This window comes from Mammaliicoccus stepanovicii (assembly GCF_002902525.1).
Classification (GTDB): Bacteria; Bacillota; Bacilli; order Staphylococcales; family Staphylococcaceae; genus Mammaliicoccus; species Mammaliicoccus stepanovicii.
In genome coordinates this window covers 14,683-34,938 of record NZ_PPQZ01000072.1, presented here as the reverse complement: position 1 = coordinate 34,938, position 20,256 = coordinate 14,683, and the positions used below count along the sequence as shown (strand labels likewise).

Annotated in this window: 17 protein-coding genes; 6 read left to right on the top strand and 11 right to left on the bottom strand. The window is 29.0% G+C overall.

Going from position 1 to position 20,256, the window contains the following annotated elements; translation table 11 throughout:
- Positions 1 to 195 precede the first annotated feature (195 nt).
- The 7 genes from CD111_RS09690 to CD111_RS09665 all read right to left on the bottom strand — a co-directional run bounded on the left by CD111_RS09690 (position 196) and on the right by CD111_RS09665 (position 10,521).
- On the bottom strand, positions 196 to 1,830 hold the full coding sequence (locus CD111_RS09690; RefSeq protein ID WP_095088767.1) for a phospho-sugar mutase: 1,635 nt from the start codon (positions 1,828 to 1,830) through the stop codon (positions 196 to 198).
- Positions 1,831 to 1,886: 56 nt separating this feature from the next.
- Positions 1,887 to 2,759, bottom strand: coding sequence for a UTP--glucose-1-phosphate uridylyltransferase GalU (gene galU / locus CD111_RS09685; RefSeq protein ID WP_095088769.1), 873 nt, complete (start codon positions 2,757 to 2,759; stop codon positions 1,887 to 1,889).
- Between the two features lie 27 nt (positions 2,760 to 2,786).
- Complete coding sequence (locus CD111_RS09680) at positions 2,787 to 3,965, bottom strand: glycosyltransferase (RefSeq protein WP_240610503.1); 1,179 nt, start codon at positions 3,963 to 3,965, stop codon at positions 2,787 to 2,789.
- Positions 3,962 to 5,644 (bottom strand): CDP-glycerol glycerophosphotransferase family protein, encoded by a 1,683-nt coding sequence (locus tag CD111_RS09675; RefSeq protein WP_095088772.1) that lies wholly within the window; start codon positions 5,642 to 5,644, stop codon positions 3,962 to 3,964. The genes CD111_RS09680 and CD111_RS09675 overlap by 4 nt, the downstream gene beginning before the upstream one ends.
- 291 nt (positions 5,645 to 5,935) lie before the next feature.
- Positions 5,936 to 7,765: a CDP-glycerol glycerophosphotransferase family protein gene (locus CD111_RS12890; protein WP_308629186.1), complete on the bottom strand. Its 1,830-nt coding sequence runs from the start codon at positions 7,763 to 7,765 to the stop codon at positions 5,936 to 5,938.
- A gap of 5 nt (positions 7,766 to 7,770) precedes the next feature.
- A complete protein-coding gene (locus tag CD111_RS12885) occupies positions 7,771 to 9,042 on the bottom strand; it encodes a CDP-glycerol glycerophosphotransferase family protein (protein ID WP_308629187.1) in 1,272 nt (423 codons plus the stop codon).
- Positions 9,043 to 9,057: 15 nt separating this feature from the next.
- On the bottom strand, positions 9,058 to 10,521 hold the full coding sequence (locus tag CD111_RS09665; protein WP_095088773.1) for a CDP-glycerol glycerophosphotransferase family protein: 1,464 nt from the start codon (positions 10,519 to 10,521) through the stop codon (positions 9,058 to 9,060).
- Between the two features lie 256 nt (positions 10,522 to 10,777).
- Between CD111_RS09665 and tagD the strand changes: the two genes are divergently transcribed.
- Positions 10,778 to 11,170 (top strand): glycerol-3-phosphate cytidylyltransferase, encoded by a 393-nt coding sequence (gene tagD, locus CD111_RS09660; RefSeq protein ID WP_095088774.1) that lies wholly within the window; start codon positions 10,778 to 10,780, stop codon positions 11,168 to 11,170.
- Positions 11,171 to 11,257: 87 nt separating this feature from the next.
- On the top strand, positions 11,258 to 12,388 hold the full coding sequence (locus tag CD111_RS09655; RefSeq protein WP_095088775.1) for a serine hydrolase domain-containing protein: 1,131 nt from the start codon (positions 11,258 to 11,260) through the stop codon (positions 12,386 to 12,388).
- A gap of 222 nt (positions 12,389 to 12,610) precedes the next feature.
- Here the strand turns inward: CD111_RS09655 and CD111_RS09650 are convergent, their stop codons facing one another.
- The 3 genes from CD111_RS09650 to CD111_RS09640 all read right to left on the bottom strand — a co-directional run bounded on the left by CD111_RS09650 (position 12,611) and on the right by CD111_RS09640 (position 15,601).
- On the bottom strand, positions 12,611 to 13,663 hold the full coding sequence (locus tag CD111_RS09650) for a glycosyltransferase family 2 protein (protein WP_095088776.1): 1,053 nt from the start codon (positions 13,661 to 13,663) through the stop codon (positions 12,611 to 12,613).
- Positions 13,653 to 14,720 carry a CDP-glycerol glycerophosphotransferase family protein gene (locus CD111_RS09645; RefSeq protein ID WP_158245692.1) on the bottom strand — a complete coding sequence of 356 codons (1,068 nt, stop codon included), beginning with the start codon at positions 14,718 to 14,720 and terminating at the stop codon, positions 13,653 to 13,655. The genes CD111_RS09650 and CD111_RS09645 overlap by 11 nt, the downstream gene beginning before the upstream one ends.
- Before the next feature lie 77 nt (positions 14,721 to 14,797).
- On the bottom strand, positions 14,798 to 15,601 hold the full coding sequence (locus CD111_RS09640) for an ABC transporter permease (RefSeq protein ID WP_095088778.1): 804 nt from the start codon (positions 15,599 to 15,601) through the stop codon (positions 14,798 to 14,800).
- 206 nt (positions 15,602 to 15,807) lie between these two features.
- Between CD111_RS09640 and tagH the strand changes: the two genes are divergently transcribed.
- On the top strand, positions 15,808 to 16,602 hold the full coding sequence (tagH, locus tag CD111_RS09635; RefSeq protein ID WP_095088780.1) for a teichoic acids export ABC transporter ATP-binding subunit TagH: 795 nt from the start codon (positions 15,808 to 15,810) through the stop codon (positions 16,600 to 16,602).
- A gap of 50 nt (positions 16,603 to 16,652) precedes the next feature.
- On the opposite strand, the gene CD111_RS09630 is transcribed toward tagH, so the two are convergent.
- Positions 16,653 to 17,501, bottom strand: coding sequence for a WecB/TagA/CpsF family glycosyltransferase (locus CD111_RS09630; protein ID WP_095088782.1), 849 nt, complete (start codon positions 17,499 to 17,501; stop codon positions 16,653 to 16,655).
- 198 nt (positions 17,502 to 17,699) lie between these two features.
- Here CD111_RS09630 and CD111_RS09625 point away from each other — a divergent pair, with 198 nt between their 5' ends.
- The 3 genes from CD111_RS09625 to CD111_RS09615 all read left to right on the top strand — a co-directional run bounded on the left by CD111_RS09625 (position 17,700) and on the right by CD111_RS09615 (position 19,995).
- Complete coding sequence (locus tag CD111_RS09625; RefSeq protein WP_095088784.1) at positions 17,700 to 18,968, top strand: LCP family protein; 1,269 nt, start codon at positions 17,700 to 17,702, stop codon at positions 18,966 to 18,968.
- A gap of 15 nt (positions 18,969 to 18,983) precedes the next feature.
- Entirely contained in the window at positions 18,984 to 19,457 is a 474-nt protein-coding gene (locus CD111_RS09620) for a DUF2538 family protein (protein WP_095088787.1), read from the top strand.
- A gap of 109 nt (positions 19,458 to 19,566) precedes the next feature.
- On the top strand, positions 19,567 to 19,995 hold the full coding sequence (locus tag CD111_RS09615) for a GNAT family N-acetyltransferase (RefSeq protein ID WP_095088788.1): 429 nt from the start codon (positions 19,567 to 19,569) through the stop codon (positions 19,993 to 19,995).
- The last annotated feature ends 261 nt before the right edge of the window (positions 19,996 to 20,256 follow it).

The following is a 20,256-nucleotide window of genomic DNA, read 5'->3' as shown; positions in this document are numbered from 1 at the left end:
TTATTCCATGACTTGCACCATTTCGTGGATTAATTACAGACTTATTCCATGACTTGCTCCATTTCGTGGATTAATTACAGACTTATTCCATGACTTTGTAATGTAGCTTAAAAATTGAACTAAAATTCTATTTAAAAGATATGTACGCATAAAAAAACGAGAAAATCACATTTAATCGTGATTTTCTCGTATCGTTTATTTATTAAATATAAATTGATTCATTTCTTCTGATACATTCTCAAAATCTTCAGTTTCAAGTGAAACGTAAAGTTTTATTTTCGGCTCAGTTCCTGATGGTCTAAGTGCAATAAATCCTTCATTAAATATCAATTTAATAACATCAGCTTTAGGTAAATCTATTGGTGTCTTTCTATTACTTTGTAAATCATGTGATTGTTGATTTTGATAATCTTCTACTTTCAATACTTCTAAGTTACCTATTTTTGTTGGTGTGTTGTTACGATATTTGGTCATAATGTTTTGTATATGTGCTTTACCTTCAACACCATCAAATGTATGTGAAAAAAGCTTATCCTGACATTGTCCAACTGTTGCATAAATATCATTTAATTCATCTCTTAATGTTTTGTTTTCTAGTTGTAGTTCAGAAGCATATTTAATGATTAGCGGTATGATTTGTATTGCATCTTTATCTCTCACAAAATCCGCTGCAAGATATCCATAACTTTCTTCAAATGCAAAAATAAAATTTTCTTCAGGATTTGTATTAATTTGCTTTATTTTTTCTGCAATGAATTTAAATCCAGTTAATACATGGTACATTTTAATATTATTTCTTTCAGCAAGTTTATCACTTAATATGCTTGTAACAATGGATTGTATTGCAACTCGGTTAGATACGTGACGTGTCTTCTTGATTTGATAATTAAGTAACAATGCCCCTATTTCATTTCCGTTAAGATACGTAATTGTATGATCTCTATCTCTTATCGCAATACCAATTCTATCTGCATCTGGGTCAGTCGCTATCATGAGATGAGCATCGTAATGATGTGCATAATCAATCGATAAATTAAATGCTTCATGGTCCTCTGGATTCGCACTTTTAACAGAACTGAAATCTGGATCTACGACACATTGTTCCTTAACTAACACATAATTTTTGAAATTAAACTTTTCCAGAAGTTGTGGTGTTATGGGTACACTTGTGCCATGTAAACTAGAAAATGTAACACGTAAATCCGATTTAGGTATTTGACCTACTGATGCCTTTATTTGTTCAAAGTATTGGTCTTGAATGCCTTCTGGCAATTCTTGTATATATAAACTTTGTTTACTTGCAGTTTGGATATTTAATGGATTACCGAGTTTTTCAATTTCATGTGATAAAACTTCTGATTCAGTAACAGAAAGTTGTGCTCCATCCGCTCCATATACTTTAATACCATTGTAATTAGGTGGATTGTGACTAGCTGTAATCATAATACCTAGACTAGTTTGTAAATTTCTAACTGCAAATGATAATTCAGGTGTCGTCTTATATGTATTTGGTAAGTAAGTTTTAATATTAAACTGCGAAAAAGTGTTGGCAAAAATAAGTGCAAATTCTTGAGACAAGTGCCTTGTATCAAAATGTATCACGATTGAAGGGTTTTGTTCATGTTGTAAATAATGCACTATTCCGAGCGCAATTTTTTGAACTGTAAATTTATTTAATCTACCTTCTCCTAGTCCAAACTTTCCTCTAATACCAGCTGTGCCAAATTTTAATTCATACTGAAAACCTTCTTGTTTCTCATCTTCAGTCTGTGTTAAATAAAATTTCTCTACTAGACTTTCACTAAGCTGTTCTTCCCATCTTTCTCTCAACTCGTTCACCTTCTAAAAAATCCACTTAGTTTTTAATATCATAAGTGGATTATATTCTAATTTAAATTTAACGATTTAATAAATGCTTTAACATCTTCAGACATTTCTTCGTCATTCAATGCAAATTGTATCGTTGTTTTTACAAATCCGATTTTTTCACCAACATCATGTCTTTCTCCTTCGAAATCATAAGCAAAGACTTGATCATCTTGATTTAATCGTTCAATAGCATCCGTAAGCTGAATTTCTCCACCTGCACCTATTTCTTGATTTTCTAAATAATCAAAAATATCCGGTGTAAGAACATAACGCCCCATTATTGCTAAATTTGAAGGTGCTGTACCTTCTTTTGGTTTTTCAACAAATTTATTCACTTCATATAAGCGATTTTTAGATTGCATAGGGTCAACAATTCCATAACGATGTGTGTCTTTATAATCTATTTCTTGGACACCAATAATTGATTTTCCGGTCTTTTCATACTGACTAACTAACTGTTCAATTGCTGGAACGTCTGATTCAACAATGTCATCACCTAATAATACTGCAAAAGGTTCATTTCCAATAAATTGTTTAGCACTCCAAATTGCATGGCCGAGTCCTTTTTGTTCTTTCTGTCTAACATAGAACATATTTGCAAGGTCAGTTGAATGTTGGACTTTATGTAATAATGACATTTTGTTTTTCATTTTCAAGTTTTGTTCAAGCTCAATTTGATTATCAAAATGATCCTCAATCGCGCGTTTATGTTTACCCGTCACAATAATAATATCTTCTATTCCGGCACGTACCGCTTCTTCAACGATATATTGTATTGTTGGTTTATCCAATATAGGTAACATTTCTTTTGGCATCGCTTTCGTTGCTGGTAGAAATCTCGTTCCTAACCCTGCAGCAGGAATGATAGCCTTTGTAATTTTTTTAGTCATAATTTGTCTCCTTTAATAAAGATAAACTTATTGTTCAAAAAGTCCCTCTATATCATTTAAAAACTTTGAATATATTTCATTTTTATCAAATTGTTTTGTTCTGATTTCAGATTCATTTATAACACTTTGAATTTCTATTGAATCATAATGTTCTATAACTTCAATTATACGATTACTAAATTTAATTATATCATTACTTGGAATTAAATAACCATTAACATTATGCTCTATTAGAAACTCTGGTCCGTAACATCCTTGATAACCAATCACTATATTTTGTTGGTACATTGCCTCAAGAATAACTAAACCAAATCCTTCAACTCTGGAAGGTACTGCAGTAATTTTACTTGATGCTAATACTTTAGATAATTCATTTGTTGTTGGTCTTAGTTTAATAATATCTCCAACATTAAATTTATTTATTAAATTAATGTATGTTTCTTTTTCTTGGCCATCTCCGTATAACTCTAATACGTAATCATATTTTCTCATGTCTTCTTGAATCAAGTTTATACTTTCAATTAATAAATCGAAACCTTTTTCATAGTCAAAACGACCAGCAGCGACGATTACATTTTTCTTCGGTATGTCATATTTAGGTTCATTTAAAATGTTCGACACTACTATGATATGTGGATTTTTCAATTGTTTTTTATAATCTTGTTGATCATCTTTCGTTAAGGTTGTCACTATATTTAAATTTTCATATCCTTTTATTATATCTTGTTGATATGATTTTGGATGCGCATTTAAATACATATGTTCCATGCCTATTTTTATGATATGCTCTTCAACATATTGAGCTATTAATAAATTATAACTTGCCCTCGTACCAACAACAATATCGGTATCAATTTGTTGTAATTTTTTGATGATTTTATTTTCTACATAACTAGAAAATTGATTTAAGCCTGGTTCATTTTTATTTATGATTTTAGGCTTTAAAAATGGTGTATATTTATGAATCCGATTAAACAGTATATTAATTAAACCTTGTGGTGTTTTGGCATATTCGATAATAGGTATAATTTCAATATCTTTATTCAATTTGAAATAAGGTTGTGTACTTGCTTTAAAAACAGAAATGATTTTTACTCTATGTCCCTTTTCGCTTAATATATTTGCTAAATTCGAAATAGATTTAGTTGTTCCACCCATATGATAAATATTATGCACTAAAAATGTAAATGACTTCACGATTATCACCTTTTTCCATTCATCACATCATCAATCAACTGATAGATCATTTCAAATGAATGGTTATTTTTATTTACGTACTTATTGTTTGTTTCTATATATTTATTGTTGTTTATAGCTTCAAATAATGATTTTGAGTCATGATATTGGTTGCAATTTATAGTGTTAAATACGTCTTCGTATAATCCTCTATTTTGTGTATATAAATCAAAATCTGGTGTATATAGATATACCTGTTTATTAATTGTTAACGCATCAAATACAATTGAGGAATAATCACTAATCACAATATCTGAGACTAACAATAATTGTTGTGTCTCAATGTCATTATACATGATATATTCATTAGTATTTTCATTTTGGTCTTCTTCATGATATTTATAAATAATATTATAATTTTTTGCGATATCATCAGGAAAATCCAGTAAATAATGACTTTCATGATTGTCCCGCCATGTTGGAGAATATAAAATTGTTTGTTTATTTTTGTCTAATTTTAACTTAATTTCTATTTGATTAATGACATCTGTCTTATTAATATTTTCAAGTAAAAATTGGTTTCGCGGATAACCACATGCGATAATCTTTGTTTCATGTAGCGGGAATGCCGACTGAAACTTCGTATTAATTGCTTCAATATCCGTCACAAAATAATTTTGTTTAATCAATTTATTATATTTTCGTGCACGATAATGATAAATTTCTTTATTTTGCTTCGGTTCATCGCTATCTAAAAATAATCGCTTTATCGGCGTACCATGCCATATCTGAATAATTGTACCGTTTGCTTTTATATGATCTGGTGAATAACTCTCTAAAATCACTACTTTTGCTTCTTCTATTAATTTCTTAGTTGCTTTATCAGAAGGAGAAATAAAATTCTGCCCTTCTTGATCATCAGTTACAAAATAAACTTGATGATGTACATTATTTTGAACAAAATATTCATATAAATATTTAGAACTGCCTCTATAACCGTAATCAAATCCTAAAAAAACGACATATGGCTTTATTTTATTCTTATCTTTCTCATAAATGTTAATAGCTTTCATCTGCTTCTGTTGAATGTACTGATACATTAGCTTATACATAACACTTGGAAGCTTAAATTTACTCTTATACATAATCTTATCCATACTTCTCGCATTTCGTGGCAAAGTTGTATGATTCACATTGAAAGGTATTTTCCTTAGTTTTAAACGTGCTAATTTGTTTAAATAAAATTGAGTAACTGGATCTAATTCATTTTGATGTGGTTGTTTGAGACTCGTGTAACTCATTTGACATTCTTTAGTAAAATCAAATATGACATGTGATTCTATTTTTATGTTGTTTAAATGAATGATTGCATTTAAGGCAATATCGAAACTTGTTTCCCATTCAAAGTTGGAAATTAACCATTGAAGATCATTCATTTCATATATTATATTGGGCTGTAAGTTATGATTATTAAACCAGTCTTCTATTGTTATAAAGTCATTTCCAAAATAACGACAATCGTTTATGTAATAACCATTATATGTATAATCTGTTACGATGGATTCTTTACCTAAATCTACGTATTCAAGAATATTTTCATAAATTTGGGTATGTTTATCCTTTAGAATAATATGCGTTGTTTCTTGCTTCACTATTGATTGTATCGATTCAATATTCACAATTTTTTCTTTGTTTATGATTTCAATCATATTGCACCTCGTATTCATTCATGAACTTTACTTTTATTATAATAATTTAATGATACATGAATGTGTTAATTTTAGTAATGATTTATATATAAATTGTAATCATTACAAGAAAAGGGAGTGGGGCAGAAATCTCATTTTATCAAAAAAGATTTCCTTGTCCTAACCCGGCAAGTATGACTAGAATTGAAAAAAGCTTGATATAAAGCGTATTTTCAGTTCAGTCATCTACTGCCAATATACAACAAAGTCTGGGACTTATTCATTATGTCCCAGACTTTTTCTTTATTAATATTAAAATAATTTATCAACGATTTGTTTTGCTGCATCTCCATGTTCATATGAACAGAATTTATTATAAAACTTATCGTATTTGTCGCTATAATTCTCGTTTACCTTGTCTAAATTTGTTATAGCATCGATTAATGCGTCATTGTCTCTTAATAATGGACCCGGAGCTTCTTGTTCGAAATTCATGTAAAATCCTCTTAAATTATCCTTATAATGTTCAAAGTCATACGTAAAGAATAATAAAGGTTTTCTAGTATTCGCAAAATCAAACATAACTGAAGAGTAGTCCGTTATACAAATATCACTGATTAAATATAAATCACTAATATCTTCATAACTCGCAACATTATATACAAAATGTTCTAATGACTTATCGATGATAATATTATTGCTGATGATAATATGTGGTCTTAATAATAATACATATTCATCACCAAGATTTTGTTTCATTTGATATAAATTTAATTTTAAATTGATTAAATGTTTTTTAGCTGCCGAAACTTCGTCATCTCTAAACGTTGGTGCATAAAGTATGACTTTTTTATCTTTTGGAATTGATAATTTTCTCTTAATGATGTTTTGCTTATTTAATAATTCATTTTTATCTTGATAAAAAACATCATTTCTTGGATATCCAACTTCTAACATTTCCTTCTTAAAGTTAAATGCAGATTTAAAACATTGTGTAGCATATGGACTAGGTGAAACGAGGTAGTCCCATTTTGATACAGAATGATTTATTCGATCAATATAACCCTCATCTCTTCCACTAAATTCTTCAACGTCATTCAGCATTTTCTTTAGAGGTGTTCCATGCCAAGTTTGAATGTAGACTGTTTCTTTTTTCTTCTCAATGTAGTGAGGGAAATTCTGATTATTAATCCAATATTTTGCTATAGATAAATATTTGAAATATTCCGGACTCAACCTTTTAACTGTCACAACATTTTCATCATCAAATGGATAAATTTTATTCGTTACCCATACAATTTTATATCCTTTATTTAAAGTTTTCAGTTGGTCATAAATCATTTTAGGACTATCTGTAACTTGTTTTCCTAAATTACTTTCTATCACGATTAATTTAGGATCGATTTTCGCAAATTTAACTAAAAATTTATTCATATAACTCATCACATCAAAGTATTTGCTGTTTTTTCTAAACCTCGTTAAGATATGCTGTGATAAAATATCATATTTTACGAGATCATTAATTTTATTTTTTCGTTTGAAAGTTTTAGCTGCTTGATAAATTCGTTTAGAATTATCAGTATCTTTATAAGCGATAAATCGGTTCGTTCTGTTTATAATAGATTGTTCATTTTCAAATGAATGATCCACATAATATTGAGCCGCTTCTAACACGCCTTCTACACTATCAACTATTCTACCAGGTAGTTCTTCATCCATATTTAAATGCGATGGCAAACTTCCTAAAAATAAATCTCTATCAAATTGATAATATATGACTGGTTTTCCAAGAAAACTAAAATCAAATGCAACACTTGAGTAATCTGTTATCATTAATTTACTTTCTTTAATTAATACTTGAACATCTACTTCGCCTTGTTTAATGACTTTAATATAATCAGGAATATTAAAGTATTCTATAAATGATTGCATGTTCGGATGTAAACAAAATACGATGTCGATATTTTTCTCTTTAGCAATATTTTTCCATTCAGGTTTATTTAATAATGTATTATAATTTCGTAAATAATCTGAACCTAATAAACTATTTATATTTGTAATCCAATCTCTCCAAGTTGGAATAATCAATATTTGTTCCTTTGTATCTACATTATCATTAAATAATTCGTCAAACCTTGCCAAACCAGTTACTTTAATTGTTTACCATTAATTTGTGTTAAGTTTTTAGCGCCTAACACACCGTGTTGAAGAAAAATTCTTTTTGCTCTAATTTTTCTTACATAGTTTGCTTCATGACTTGGAAATAGCAATTCAGTATGATGCGTGCTACAAATAACATCTGCTTTAATCATAATTTCAAAGTGTTCTTTAGATTTAAAATCAATAACGTTGCCGAATGGTATAACATTTTTTCTTTCTTCTGAGTTTTTGTCAATAACATAATAAACTTCTTCATTAGGATGATTTAATCTCATATATTTAAAGAAATGATATCCATTGTCTTGTGCTTTATATGACTTTTCACCGATAACCCAAACTTTATTTTTATTTAAATTATTCTTGATTAAAGTAGGATAATCCCGCATTAATTTTTTGTATGCTTTGTAATCTTCTTTATTGTATTCTGAAATTCGGAAAGATAAATTTCTACCCTTCATTGTGTAATAAGGCACAGCTGTTTTCACAACTTCACCAAAATCAACAGAAATTTCACCTTTAGCGAATCTTTCAACCATAATTCTTGGATTACCTAGCTTAATTTGAAATGCATGTTTAAACTCTTTAACTTTAATGTTTAAAAACAGATCAATAATGTCTTCAGAATCAAACTGATGGCATAAATATTGTTTCATCTCTTCTAATATGTTCACTTCAAAATCATAACTAGTGGCATTTAAATCTTTATATATATTGAACACTGTAGGGTTGAGTTCTACTTCAGTAACATTTTCACTGAGTCTTGACGTGATATTTAGTTTTGCATACTCTAGATTTGAATTCTGAATTGAAAACTTACCTTTAATAAATACTTCTTTATTAGAAATGGCTAATTTATCTATATGTCTTCTTGCAAAGTATGTAGATACTGGAAGTTCAGACTTCATCGTAAATTGAAGGACACCATTTTTAGTTAAATAAGGTGTAATGAAAGCATCATCTTGTGAAACTGTTTCAAAATCTCGAATTTTACAGTCATATCGTTTCACATTAACTTTTTGAATGGATTGCGTAATACCATCTGATTTTTCCAATAAGAAGTAGATAGTTTCTCTGTCATATTGTTTAAATGTGTTTAATACATCTTTCAGATTAATAATAAATTTATTTTGTTTATTCGTCTGAAAAAACTGAAGCTCATCAAATTCGTTTTTTATGTATACATTCTTAATTTCTACGATTGATTGGTCAAACTCGATTGTTAATAGGTCTTCTTGTTGAAAAATGTTTAACTTCTTCATATTTATCTCTCCATTTTATAGAATTTGTATGATTCTATCTACCACTCTACTTGTCGCTTTACCGTCATCTAATTCATTGTATACTTTGTTAAATTGCTTGTATTGTTGCGAATTAGGAATGGCTTGATAATTTTCATTTTTGATAAATGAAAATAATTTATGACTATTACTAAATATCGGTCCAGGTAAATCAGATTCATAAGGTACATAAAAGCCTCTTATATCATTTGCATAACTTTCTTTATCGTAGGCAAAGAATAATATTGGTCTTTCTAAGTTTGCAAAGTCGAAATATACAGAAGAATAGTCCGTTATTAAAATATCACTGATTAAAAACAATTCATTTATATCTTCAGCTTTTGATAAATCATAGACACTGTTATAACTTTCTAAATTTAATGCATTTGATACTAAATAGTGTGCCCTAATTATTAAAATATAGTCATCACTTAGGTTTTCTTCAAAATAATCTAAATCTAACTTTAATTTAAAATTATATTGGCCGATATCTACACGGTCATTATCACGCCAAGTTGGCGCATAAAGTATCACTTTCTTATTAAATGGAACATTATGTTTTTCTTTTAATTGTTTAATATGTATCGAATTATTATAATTTATTAAATCATCATTTCGTGGATATCCAAGTGTTAATATGTGCGATTCAGGTAAATTAAACGCTGTTTTAAACCTTGAAGTAGCAGTTTTACTTGGAGACAACAAATAATCCCATCTACTTGTCTCTTTATTAAATCCATATAGATACTCTTCTAATGTCACCTCTGGAATGGATATCACTGTTTGGTCATTAGCTAATTTCTTTAACGGCGTACCATGCCAAGTTTGAATGAAAATTTGAGATTTTTTCTTATAAACCTGTGGAGATATTCTTGTATTGGCTATCCATACTTTTGATTGATTATACAATTTAAAATATGCTTTTGTGTTTTTATCTACAGTTTCTATACCTTGCTTTGATAATGTATTTTTTAATTTTTCATTATTCGTTACGACTACATGTCTATAGTCTGCTCGCCTTTTTGATAATTCGTTATAAATCATCTTAGGTGAATCAGAAAATGATTTGCCATTAAATGATTCATATATCACAATGTTTTTTACTTTTTCACTAAATATATTTGAAACATAATATTTAGACTTTAATGAACTCATAAACCTTCTGACTCTAGATATTTTGTATGCCTGTTTAAAATTATATTTTTTTATGGCATTAATTTCCAGTGATTTGAAGATACTTTTTTTAGACACTTGATAATTCAACTTTATTAATATATTGGACAGCACTTGTTTATTTTGAAGAATAAAATCGAATTTAAATGGAAACTGTGGATTGAGTACTTTCTCCAAATAATCATATAATTGTTCCCGATCTTCTTTATCAACTTGATCTTGTTTACTAAAAAATGAAATTGTTTCTTTAAATGACTGTTCGGTCATTAAAAATAATTTTTCTTCCATAATGTTGAAAGTTTCCTTCCTCAATAAAGTGTATTTTTTTAAATATACAGATATTTCATATTTGTATATGATGATACACTAATATTATTAAAAATAAAAACGCTTTATTACCTTAATGAATATACTTTCTACTGTACAAATAGCTTCAGAGTTTATATAATAGCTTATACATTTTCTTTACAATTAATACAATTTGTTTACATTGATTTGTTTATATATTAAGCTTTACTATATAAGTTAAAGAGGTGAAGATAATATGCGTAGAGTAATTACTTATGGTACATATGATTTATTACATTATGGCCATATCGAACTTTTAAGACGAGCAAAGCAATATGGCGACTATCTAATTGTTGCTTTATCTACAGACGAGTTCAACAAACTAAAGAACAAGAAATCTTACTATAACTATGAACAACGTAAGATGATGCTAGAATCTATTAGATATGTTGATTTAGTTATACCTGAGAATGGTTGGGAACAAAAGACAGAAGATGTTAAAAACTACAATGTCGATACTTTCCTTATGGGTCATGATTGGGAAGGCGAGTTTGATTTCTTGAAAGATGAATGCGAAGTCATTTACCTTAAGAGAACTGAAGGTATTTCTACAACTCAAATTAAGAAGGAACTTTATGGTACTGATTAGAACACAAATACTGTGTTCTTTTTATTAGTCAATACTGTAAATTAATTGAATAAAAGTATTTAATTGTAAGAACATCAGGAGTGACATATGAAAAAATTAATTCTATTTCTATTATTTATCAGTATTACATGTGTAATTTCATTCTGTATATTTAAAGTGAAATTACCCTTGCAAGATCAACCAACTCATCAAGTAACATCTAAAGTCAAACCTCTCGACAATATAGACAATAACGAGCCATTAGATAAGCAAACAAAACTAAATGTTGATGAATTTTTAAAATCAAATCATTTTAATGGTAATATAACGATTTTCAGGAAAAACAAACTCATTATGGATGAATCATATGGTTTCAAAAATTTTGAGAATAACATAAAGAATGATAACCATTCGATGTATTTAATAGGATCAGCAAATAAATTCCTCACAGGAATTATGCTTAGACAATTAGAAGAAGAAGGCAAACTCAATCTCGATGACAATGTGAATAAATATATTCCTGACTTTCAATTAAATTATCCACTTACACTTAGAGATTTAATGTTACATCAAAGTGGTTTAGCTAAATTCAAGCCAGATTGGTCTCAGTTTGGTTTAGATAGTTCAATACGTACCATTAAAAGTACAGGTATCGTACCTTCGCATTATCGTACCTACCAATATAATGATGCTAATTACATTACTTTAGCTAAGGTTATCGAGAACGTTACACATAAATCATTTGAATATAATTTGAAACATCGCATCATTAATAAAGCAAACTTAAAATACACTTCAAATTATGATTCAAAAAGTCATGAAAAGTACTTTGTAAGTGGTTATAAAAATATAAATAACCAAAATATTTATATACAGCCTAACAATTTAGATAAATATGATGGTGCAGGAAATGTTTATATCTCTACACATGATATGGCACAACTCGTCTCGAAATTTAAAGAGAATAAGCTTGTATCAAAAACATCTACGCAAAATTTATTATCATTACCTGATCAGGGCTATTATCCTTCATCATATAGATATGGATTTTATAAATTTAAAGACTACGAACGATATAGAGGCATATTCTTCGCTAATGATATCGTGACTTATTCTAACGATGAATATATCGTTACGATAGCGAGTAATCAGTTATACCAACCTTATAAAAGTAATACCGAGAATATGTTGAAGTATATTTACAAACAAATTCTTCATCAAGAATTAAAACAAAAATAAAAATAAAAACGTAAAGCTTCTGCAATCCTAGAAGCTTTACGTTTTTTTGCTATTTTGCTAGATTAATCAGTCTTGCCACTTAGAACTCTCCTATTATGCTAGATTCAACATTCTTGCTTCTTAGACTCGCTTTGTTTTATTGTTTGTCTATTATAGTTAATACTTTACCTAAAATATATTTAAATAAGAGGCTAGGACATGATTTGTCCTGGCCTCTTTTGATTAATGTGATATTTTCTTGCTTTTATTTTTCATATTTCGTAGTTTCATTTTTAGTTTTAGTTTTTGAGCATTTAATTGATATTGTCTATATGTCTTCTTATCTGATGGAATTTCTAGTTTCATTGCTATTTGTTTAAACTGATCATATCCTTCTACCGTTGATATCGTTAGAACGAGTGTTTTTAATTCTTTCGCACTAGTAGTATTAATATTGTTAATAACATCTAAATATAACACTGCACTGTCCAATAACGACTTCATATTATTAACCTTTAGATAATTATTTCTAATGAGATAGAATATAATTAATTTATCCATTCTATAACTATAATAATCACTAACATTTTGATCTAAGTCTTTCAAAATTTCAAGAGACCTACTTCTCACTTTAGCGCCGTCACTTAAATATTTAGTTATATTTTTATAACTACTTGCAACAATTGAATCCTCTATACCAATGTTATATAAATAGGCTAAATCATCAATTACTGAAATATTGCTATTTACCCATGCTTTTAAATTAAACGTATGTTCTTCGCAGAACGTTATATCTTCATCAAATCTAATATTTTCTAGTTTAGACTTTTTATACAGTTTACCGTATGGTCCTATTGATTGAATTACTTCAGGTGTACTGTTTAAATCTGTAACATGTACTGCTTTTAAATCTTTATAAGTAGAAATAGGATAAACTTTTTCTCCAATTAAATGATGAACTTGACCTACGACTATGTCAGTATTGTATGTTTCAATCTCTTTGATCATGTTATCGATAATGTTATCACCAAGTTTATCATCAGCATCACAAAACATAATGTACTCGCCTTGTGCTAAACTAATACCTTCATTTCTTGATGCAGCTGCTCCTTTATTTTCACGATTGACTAGAACGACATTAGGATGATTTAAATTACTAATAACTGTTGAACTATTATCTTTAGAACCATCATTAATACAAATAATTTCGTGAGAATGTTGAGAATGAATCGATGCTATTGTTTCAGTTATGGTTTCTTCGGCATTATAAACCGGAATAATTACACTAACTTTCATCTTTACAATCTCCTTCTTTAATAAATTTAATTAATTGTTCAGTAGCATTAAAATTAGTATATTCATGCCACATTTGTTTAATATTTTCATTAATCTTATTATGGTTAACTAATTGATATAAAGTCTGTACATCATAGGCTTTATTTGTTTCAGTCATTTCATAATAATATTGATTCAAACCTCTTTTTTGATTGTATATTTCTTCATCAAAACTATAGAAAATAATTGTCTTATCAAGTAATGATGCTTCTATACTTAACGAACTATAATCCGTAATAATGAGGTCAGCTACCTCAATTAAATCTTGAGTGTTGCGATCATCTGACATGTGATTTGAAATACTCGGATGTAACTTTGTAATTAATTCAAATTCAGGACATGCTCGTTCAAACTCTTCTTTATTAATTGTATGAATTTGGTTTGTATAGTCTCTATAAGTCGGTAGATAAAGTGCTATTTTCTTATTATGGTTAACAGGCTTTATATTTTTGTAATGATCAAGTCTTGGAAGTCCAAATGGCAACATTTGACTTTCTTTAGCATCTAAACTCCGAATGAAAATCTGTTTCATAATATTTGAACTTACTAAATAGTAGTCAGTAAAGTGATATACCTTTAAATAATTTTTAATGAGTTTCTCATTATGTATATCGACACTTTTATCTTCTAAACCGAATTGTTTTGTTGCACCTGCAGCATGCCAAGTTTGAATAACGGTTTGATTGTTAGCTTTTGTGATACCGCCTAACAGTAAATAATACGTATCGATAATCACAGTTTTACTAGATTTAATTGCTTTAATTTGTTGGATAATATATTTATTTTTCAAGTTTATAACTTTATCGACTTGTAACTCATGAGCAAAGTCAATCCACTTTGGATGAGCAATTATCGTGATATGATATTTTTCTTCTTTAAGTGCTTCAATTACAGGTAATACATCTTCCTTAAATGTCATAAAAACAACAACATTATGAGAATCTATCTTATGTTTAAACATTTTGTTTATTAAAAATAACAATAAAATATATATACCTTTTACGATGTTTCTCGCCATTTTTCCACTTCCTATCTTACGCATTTATAAAACGAGCCTGAGACATCGTATATGCCACAGGCTCTTTTATTATCATTTTATAGAAAATCTGCAAATCTTTGTCTAAATTTCATGTGTAAGATAGAACCTATAACAAAGAATAATGCTATTATACTAACGTTATATAATGCCAACTTCCAATGTTCTAATAAGTAAATATTATCATATAAAATCGCTGCCCTATATGATTCAGCATAAAAGTATACTGGATTAAATTTCATAATCATTTCAACTATTGATCCTTTATCTGGAATCCATAGTATTGGTGATAAATAAAAGAGCATTCTTAAAATTGCTTGCATTGCCATTTGTGTATCACGAATTAACACACCTAAAGTTGATGTTAACATTGATACAGAATATGCGAAGGCATATAACATTGGCATATATATCAATAACTGTAAAAGATACAATGATGGAAAAATTCCAGTAGTCATACAAATAATAACAATTACGAAAGTTAAGACTAGATGACCATAAAATTTACTTGTTAAAATATAAGCAGGTATTGCGGATAAAGGAAAATTCATCTTTGCAACTTGATTGAATCTTGTACCTATTGATTTCGTTCCTTCCAATATTCCTTGATTCACAAAGAACCAAGCACTTATTCCGACAAGTAGCCAAAATATAAATGGTACATCATCAATTGGTTTGTTCTGTCTTATTCCGACACCAAAAGCAAACCAATATACAAAAATTTGTAATACAGGATTAATCAATTCCCAAGCTAAACCAAGGTAATTATCATGATTTGAAATCTTTAATTGAAACTGCGCTAATCTTTGTATTAAATAAAAGTTTTTAAAGTGCTCTTTTATCACTGTAAATACAGCATTCATGGAAATCACTCTCTCGTTTAGTCATTTATAACCTTAATCATAAATATAGCATCAATTTAGTATAGATGATATATTTATAACGATAAAACTAATAAATATAGAACATATATAATTTACATGATAATCAAAGAATTTACAATAAATTTACTAAACTGAAAAAATAATGCATAATAGTAATGCTAATAATTTTAAGGAATGGATTAACTATGAAGGAATCAGTTGTTATACATAAACTAACAAAAGAATATAAAATCTTCCGTACTAACAAAGAAAGACTGAAAGACGTCTTCTTGCCACGCCATAAATCTAAGAGATTCCATGCGCTTACAGATATTTCATTTACAGCATACGAAGGCGATATTATTGGCCTAGTTGGAATTAACGGGTCTGGTAAATCAACATTAAGTAATATTATCGGAGGTTCACTTCAACCTTCGAGTGGAACGATTGAACGACACGGTGATGTTAATGTTATTGCCATTAACTCCGGTTTAAACACGCAATTAAACGGAATAGATAATATAGAATATAAGATGTTACTCCTTGGTTTCACAAAGAAAGAAATTAAAGAACTAACACCTGAAATTATTGAATTCTCTGAATTGGGCGAGTTTATATATCAACCAGTAAAGAAATATTCAAGTGGTATGAAATCTAAACTAGGCTTCGCTATAAATGTTATGGTCAATCCAGACATACTAGTTATCGATGAAGCTTTATCTGTTGGTGACCAAACTTTCACAAAAAAAAGTTTAGACAAAATGAATCAGTTTAAAGAAGCTGGCAAAACAATATTCTTTGTTAGTCATAATATCGGACAAGTTAAAGATTTCTGTACTAAAATTGCTTGGATTGAAGGCGGTAAATTAAAAGCATTTGGTTCTAATGAAGAAGTGCTTCCTCAATATCAAGAATTTTTAAAAGAATTCAACCAAAAATCTGCTCATGACAAAAAAGCATTCAAAGATGAAATTGATAAAACTAGATTTTTCTATAAATAATAAAAAGGATCCCAAGTCGGGATCCTTTTTATTATTTATCAAGTCGTTGCTTAACGATGTTTCATATAATCAAATTTATTTTTCTTAGATGAAGTTGCTTTTTGAAATTGTACTTCCTTTAAGAATAATAGAATCTTCAATGCTCGATTTAACCTCTTTAAATCTGTAATGATTCTATAAAACCATTCAAGATTTAACTTTCTAAATAAATCTGGTGCACGTTTGACGTTGCCACTCATAACATCAAATGAACCACCTACACCCATCATCACAGTATGTTCAAAGTGATGTCTATTATAATATATCCAATCTTCTTGCTTAGGGAATCCCATAGCAACAAAGATGAAATCTGGATTAAAGGCTTTGATTTTCTTTGTAACTTTATGGTCAAGTACATGTTTATAACCATGTTTATAATCAAATGTAATATTTGGATATTGTTGCGCTAGTATATGCTTAGTTTCTTTAACCCCTTCTTTAGAAGAGCCTAATAAAAATACGCGTTTGTTGCTAGCGTTTGCAATATTCAACATTTCTTCCATTAATTCTATGCCAGGAATACGTTCTTTCAATGGTGTATTCAAATAATTTGCAGCTTTAACTATACCAATACCATCTGGCACAATATAATCAGCATGTTTAATGCGTCTTTGATAATGATTATTATGGTAAGCATAATGTGCAATTTCTGGATTAGCTGTTACAATAAACATATTATCAACCGTTTCTTGATTAACAAAATATTTAATGCGATCAACCATGTCATTTGCCGTTAGGTTCGCAAATGGCAAACCGAGCACATTAATCGTTTGCGGTTTTATTACATCATACGGATTATTTTGCTTTAAGACAACTTGCTCTCTTACACTTGATAAATCTCTTTCAAGTACTTTTGCCATTTGTATCACCTCACATTCTTCCCTATAATTTACACCATTTCTATAAATTTTACAACAAATTAACATTGAATATATTTAGACAAAAAAGCTAATTTCATTTAAATTGTTGAATTTTACTTGTATAATCATATATGATGTAGTATATGTAAATTTTTTTAATGTACGATAATAATACAAATGGAAAGGTCAATATATAATATGAAGAGATTCCCAAAGATAGTCTTACTTTTGATGTCAGTAATACTCATGATTCTTCCAGTTGTATTTGGGTTAATGCTTTATCTGGAGACTAAGGGTGCGATTAATGATTCGTTTCTTGATTCTAAAAAAAGCAAATCATCCTTAAGAGACAAACCAGTAGACCCTAGCTTAGATCATGTTTCCGTGCTTTTCTTAGGTGTGGACGATAGTAATTCACGTCGTAAAGGTGGACAAAAAGCCAATCAATCACGTACTGACGCAATGATCTATACAACGTTTAATAGAGATAAGAAACAAATAAGAATGGTTAGTATTCCTCGAGATACTTTAAGTTATATTCCAGCAGTTAAATATTACGACAAAATTACACATGCACATGCAATCGATGGTCCTAAAGGTTCAATGGAAAGTGTTGAATCTACATTAAATGTACCCGTTGATTACTATGCACGTATCAATATGGAAGCTTTTGTTGAAGTCGTTGATGAACTTGGTGGAATAGAATATGATGTACCTTTCAACTTAGACGAACCTAATACGGAAGATAAAGGTCGAATCAAAGTTAAAAAAGGTAAACATAATTTAAGCGGTGATGAAGCACTTGCAGTTGTACGTTCTAGAAAACAAGATTCAGATTTAGAACGTGGTAAACGACAAATGCAAATGATTAAAGCAATCATCAAGAAAGCTCAAAAAACAAATTCAATTAATAAATTAGATGACTTAGTTAAGATAGTTGGTAAAAATGCTAAACATAATTTGAGTTTTGAAGATATTCAAACATTAGCAACATCATATTCTTCCAGCATAGTAACAATTAAAACAGAACAAGTCACTGGTACTGATGCCAACTTTAACGGTTCCTATTTCTTTAATCCAGATTTAGAAAACCTTGTTAAACTATCTAATAAATTAAGAAAAGACTTGGACTTACCTAAAACTAACAAAAAACAGTTTATGAATTATCTAATGACGCAAACATATGGAGATTTAATGCCATATATAGAAGTTACCAAAAAAAGTTTAAAACAAGGTAACGGACAAATTAATAAATCGGACAGTGCAGATACAGTTGAACCAGCAATTGAGCCAGATAGTCAAGAATCTGTTCAACAACCGAGTGAGCAACCATCTGTTCAACAACCTGAACCGTCCGCTGAGGTTCCGCAAGAAGCACCATCTCAAGAAGTACCACAGCAAGCACAAGGTAATGAAGCACAAAGCGGTATTCCAAATGAACAACAACCGAGTATTGAAACCTACTAGTAAAGGAGGTATAAAATGGGGAAACGTAAAACATATGAAAAATATGAACAAATCAACTCAATGTTTGATGCATTAGAACAACAAATAGTTGAATCTGGGGACTTATCACATTTAAGAAACCACTTATACTATGTTAATCATCAGCATAGAGAAAATTATGAAGCATTGATTCTTTATTACAGTCAAGCAAACAGTGATCCTATTATAGATGGCGCCTGTTATGTGATTGCTATACCAGAAATATTCAATGTTATTAATATTTTTGATAACCCACTTCCTTTTTCATGGGTATATACTGAAACAGGTTTAACTGAAGAAATGAAATCACTTAGTGTTCATTTTCAATATCTTGTTGCAGCTGCACTTGAAACGAGCCAAATACAAATCTTTACACCTAGTGGATATACAATGGGTATAACACATTGGAACATTCATCAGCTAAGACTATTTTGGCAATATACAGCAATTGTTAGAAGAGAAGCTTTATAATTTATAAAAGTATCCTTAAACAAATCGTAAGATTTAGTTTTTGGATGCTTTTTTATTTATAAAATCACTTTTTTATAATAAGCTAATTTAAAATACTGGAGGAATAAATATGAAAATTAAATTAGTAGAAAATAATAAAGAAATGCAAGATGCCCTAAATATAAGAAAAAAAGTATTTGTAGCAGAACAAGGTGTTTCAATCGATGCAGAAATTGATGAATTTGAAGACACATCCAAACATATCATTCTATATCATGATCAATTTCCGGCAGGTGTTGGTAGATTTCGTACATACAAAGATGGGTTTGCGAAAGTAGAACGTGTCGCAATTTTAAAAGAATATAGAAAACATGGATATGGAAATCAAATAATGTCTTTCATCAATAACGCAGCAAAAACCGAAGGATATATTGGAACTGTTTTAAACGGACAATCACATGCACGAACATTTTATGAGAAGTTAGGATATGAAATTGAAGGCGAAGAATTTTTAGAAGAAAACATTCCACATTACCGTATGAAATTAATATTTACTTAAGAATTCCTATATATATCAAATATTAAAGTTACATTACAAATTAGAAATTTTAGAACAATTCTTTTAAATTGGCATTATACTGTTATTAAATAATAATACCTAAACAAAGGAGATTGTTCATGGACAAAAAATTCTATTATAAAACGCCAGCACTCGTTGCAATGACTCTAGCAGGCACTACACTCATTTCACATCAGGCAAATGCAGAGGAAACTGTAAACAATGATAATAAAAATATCATTGATCAACATGACAATGCAA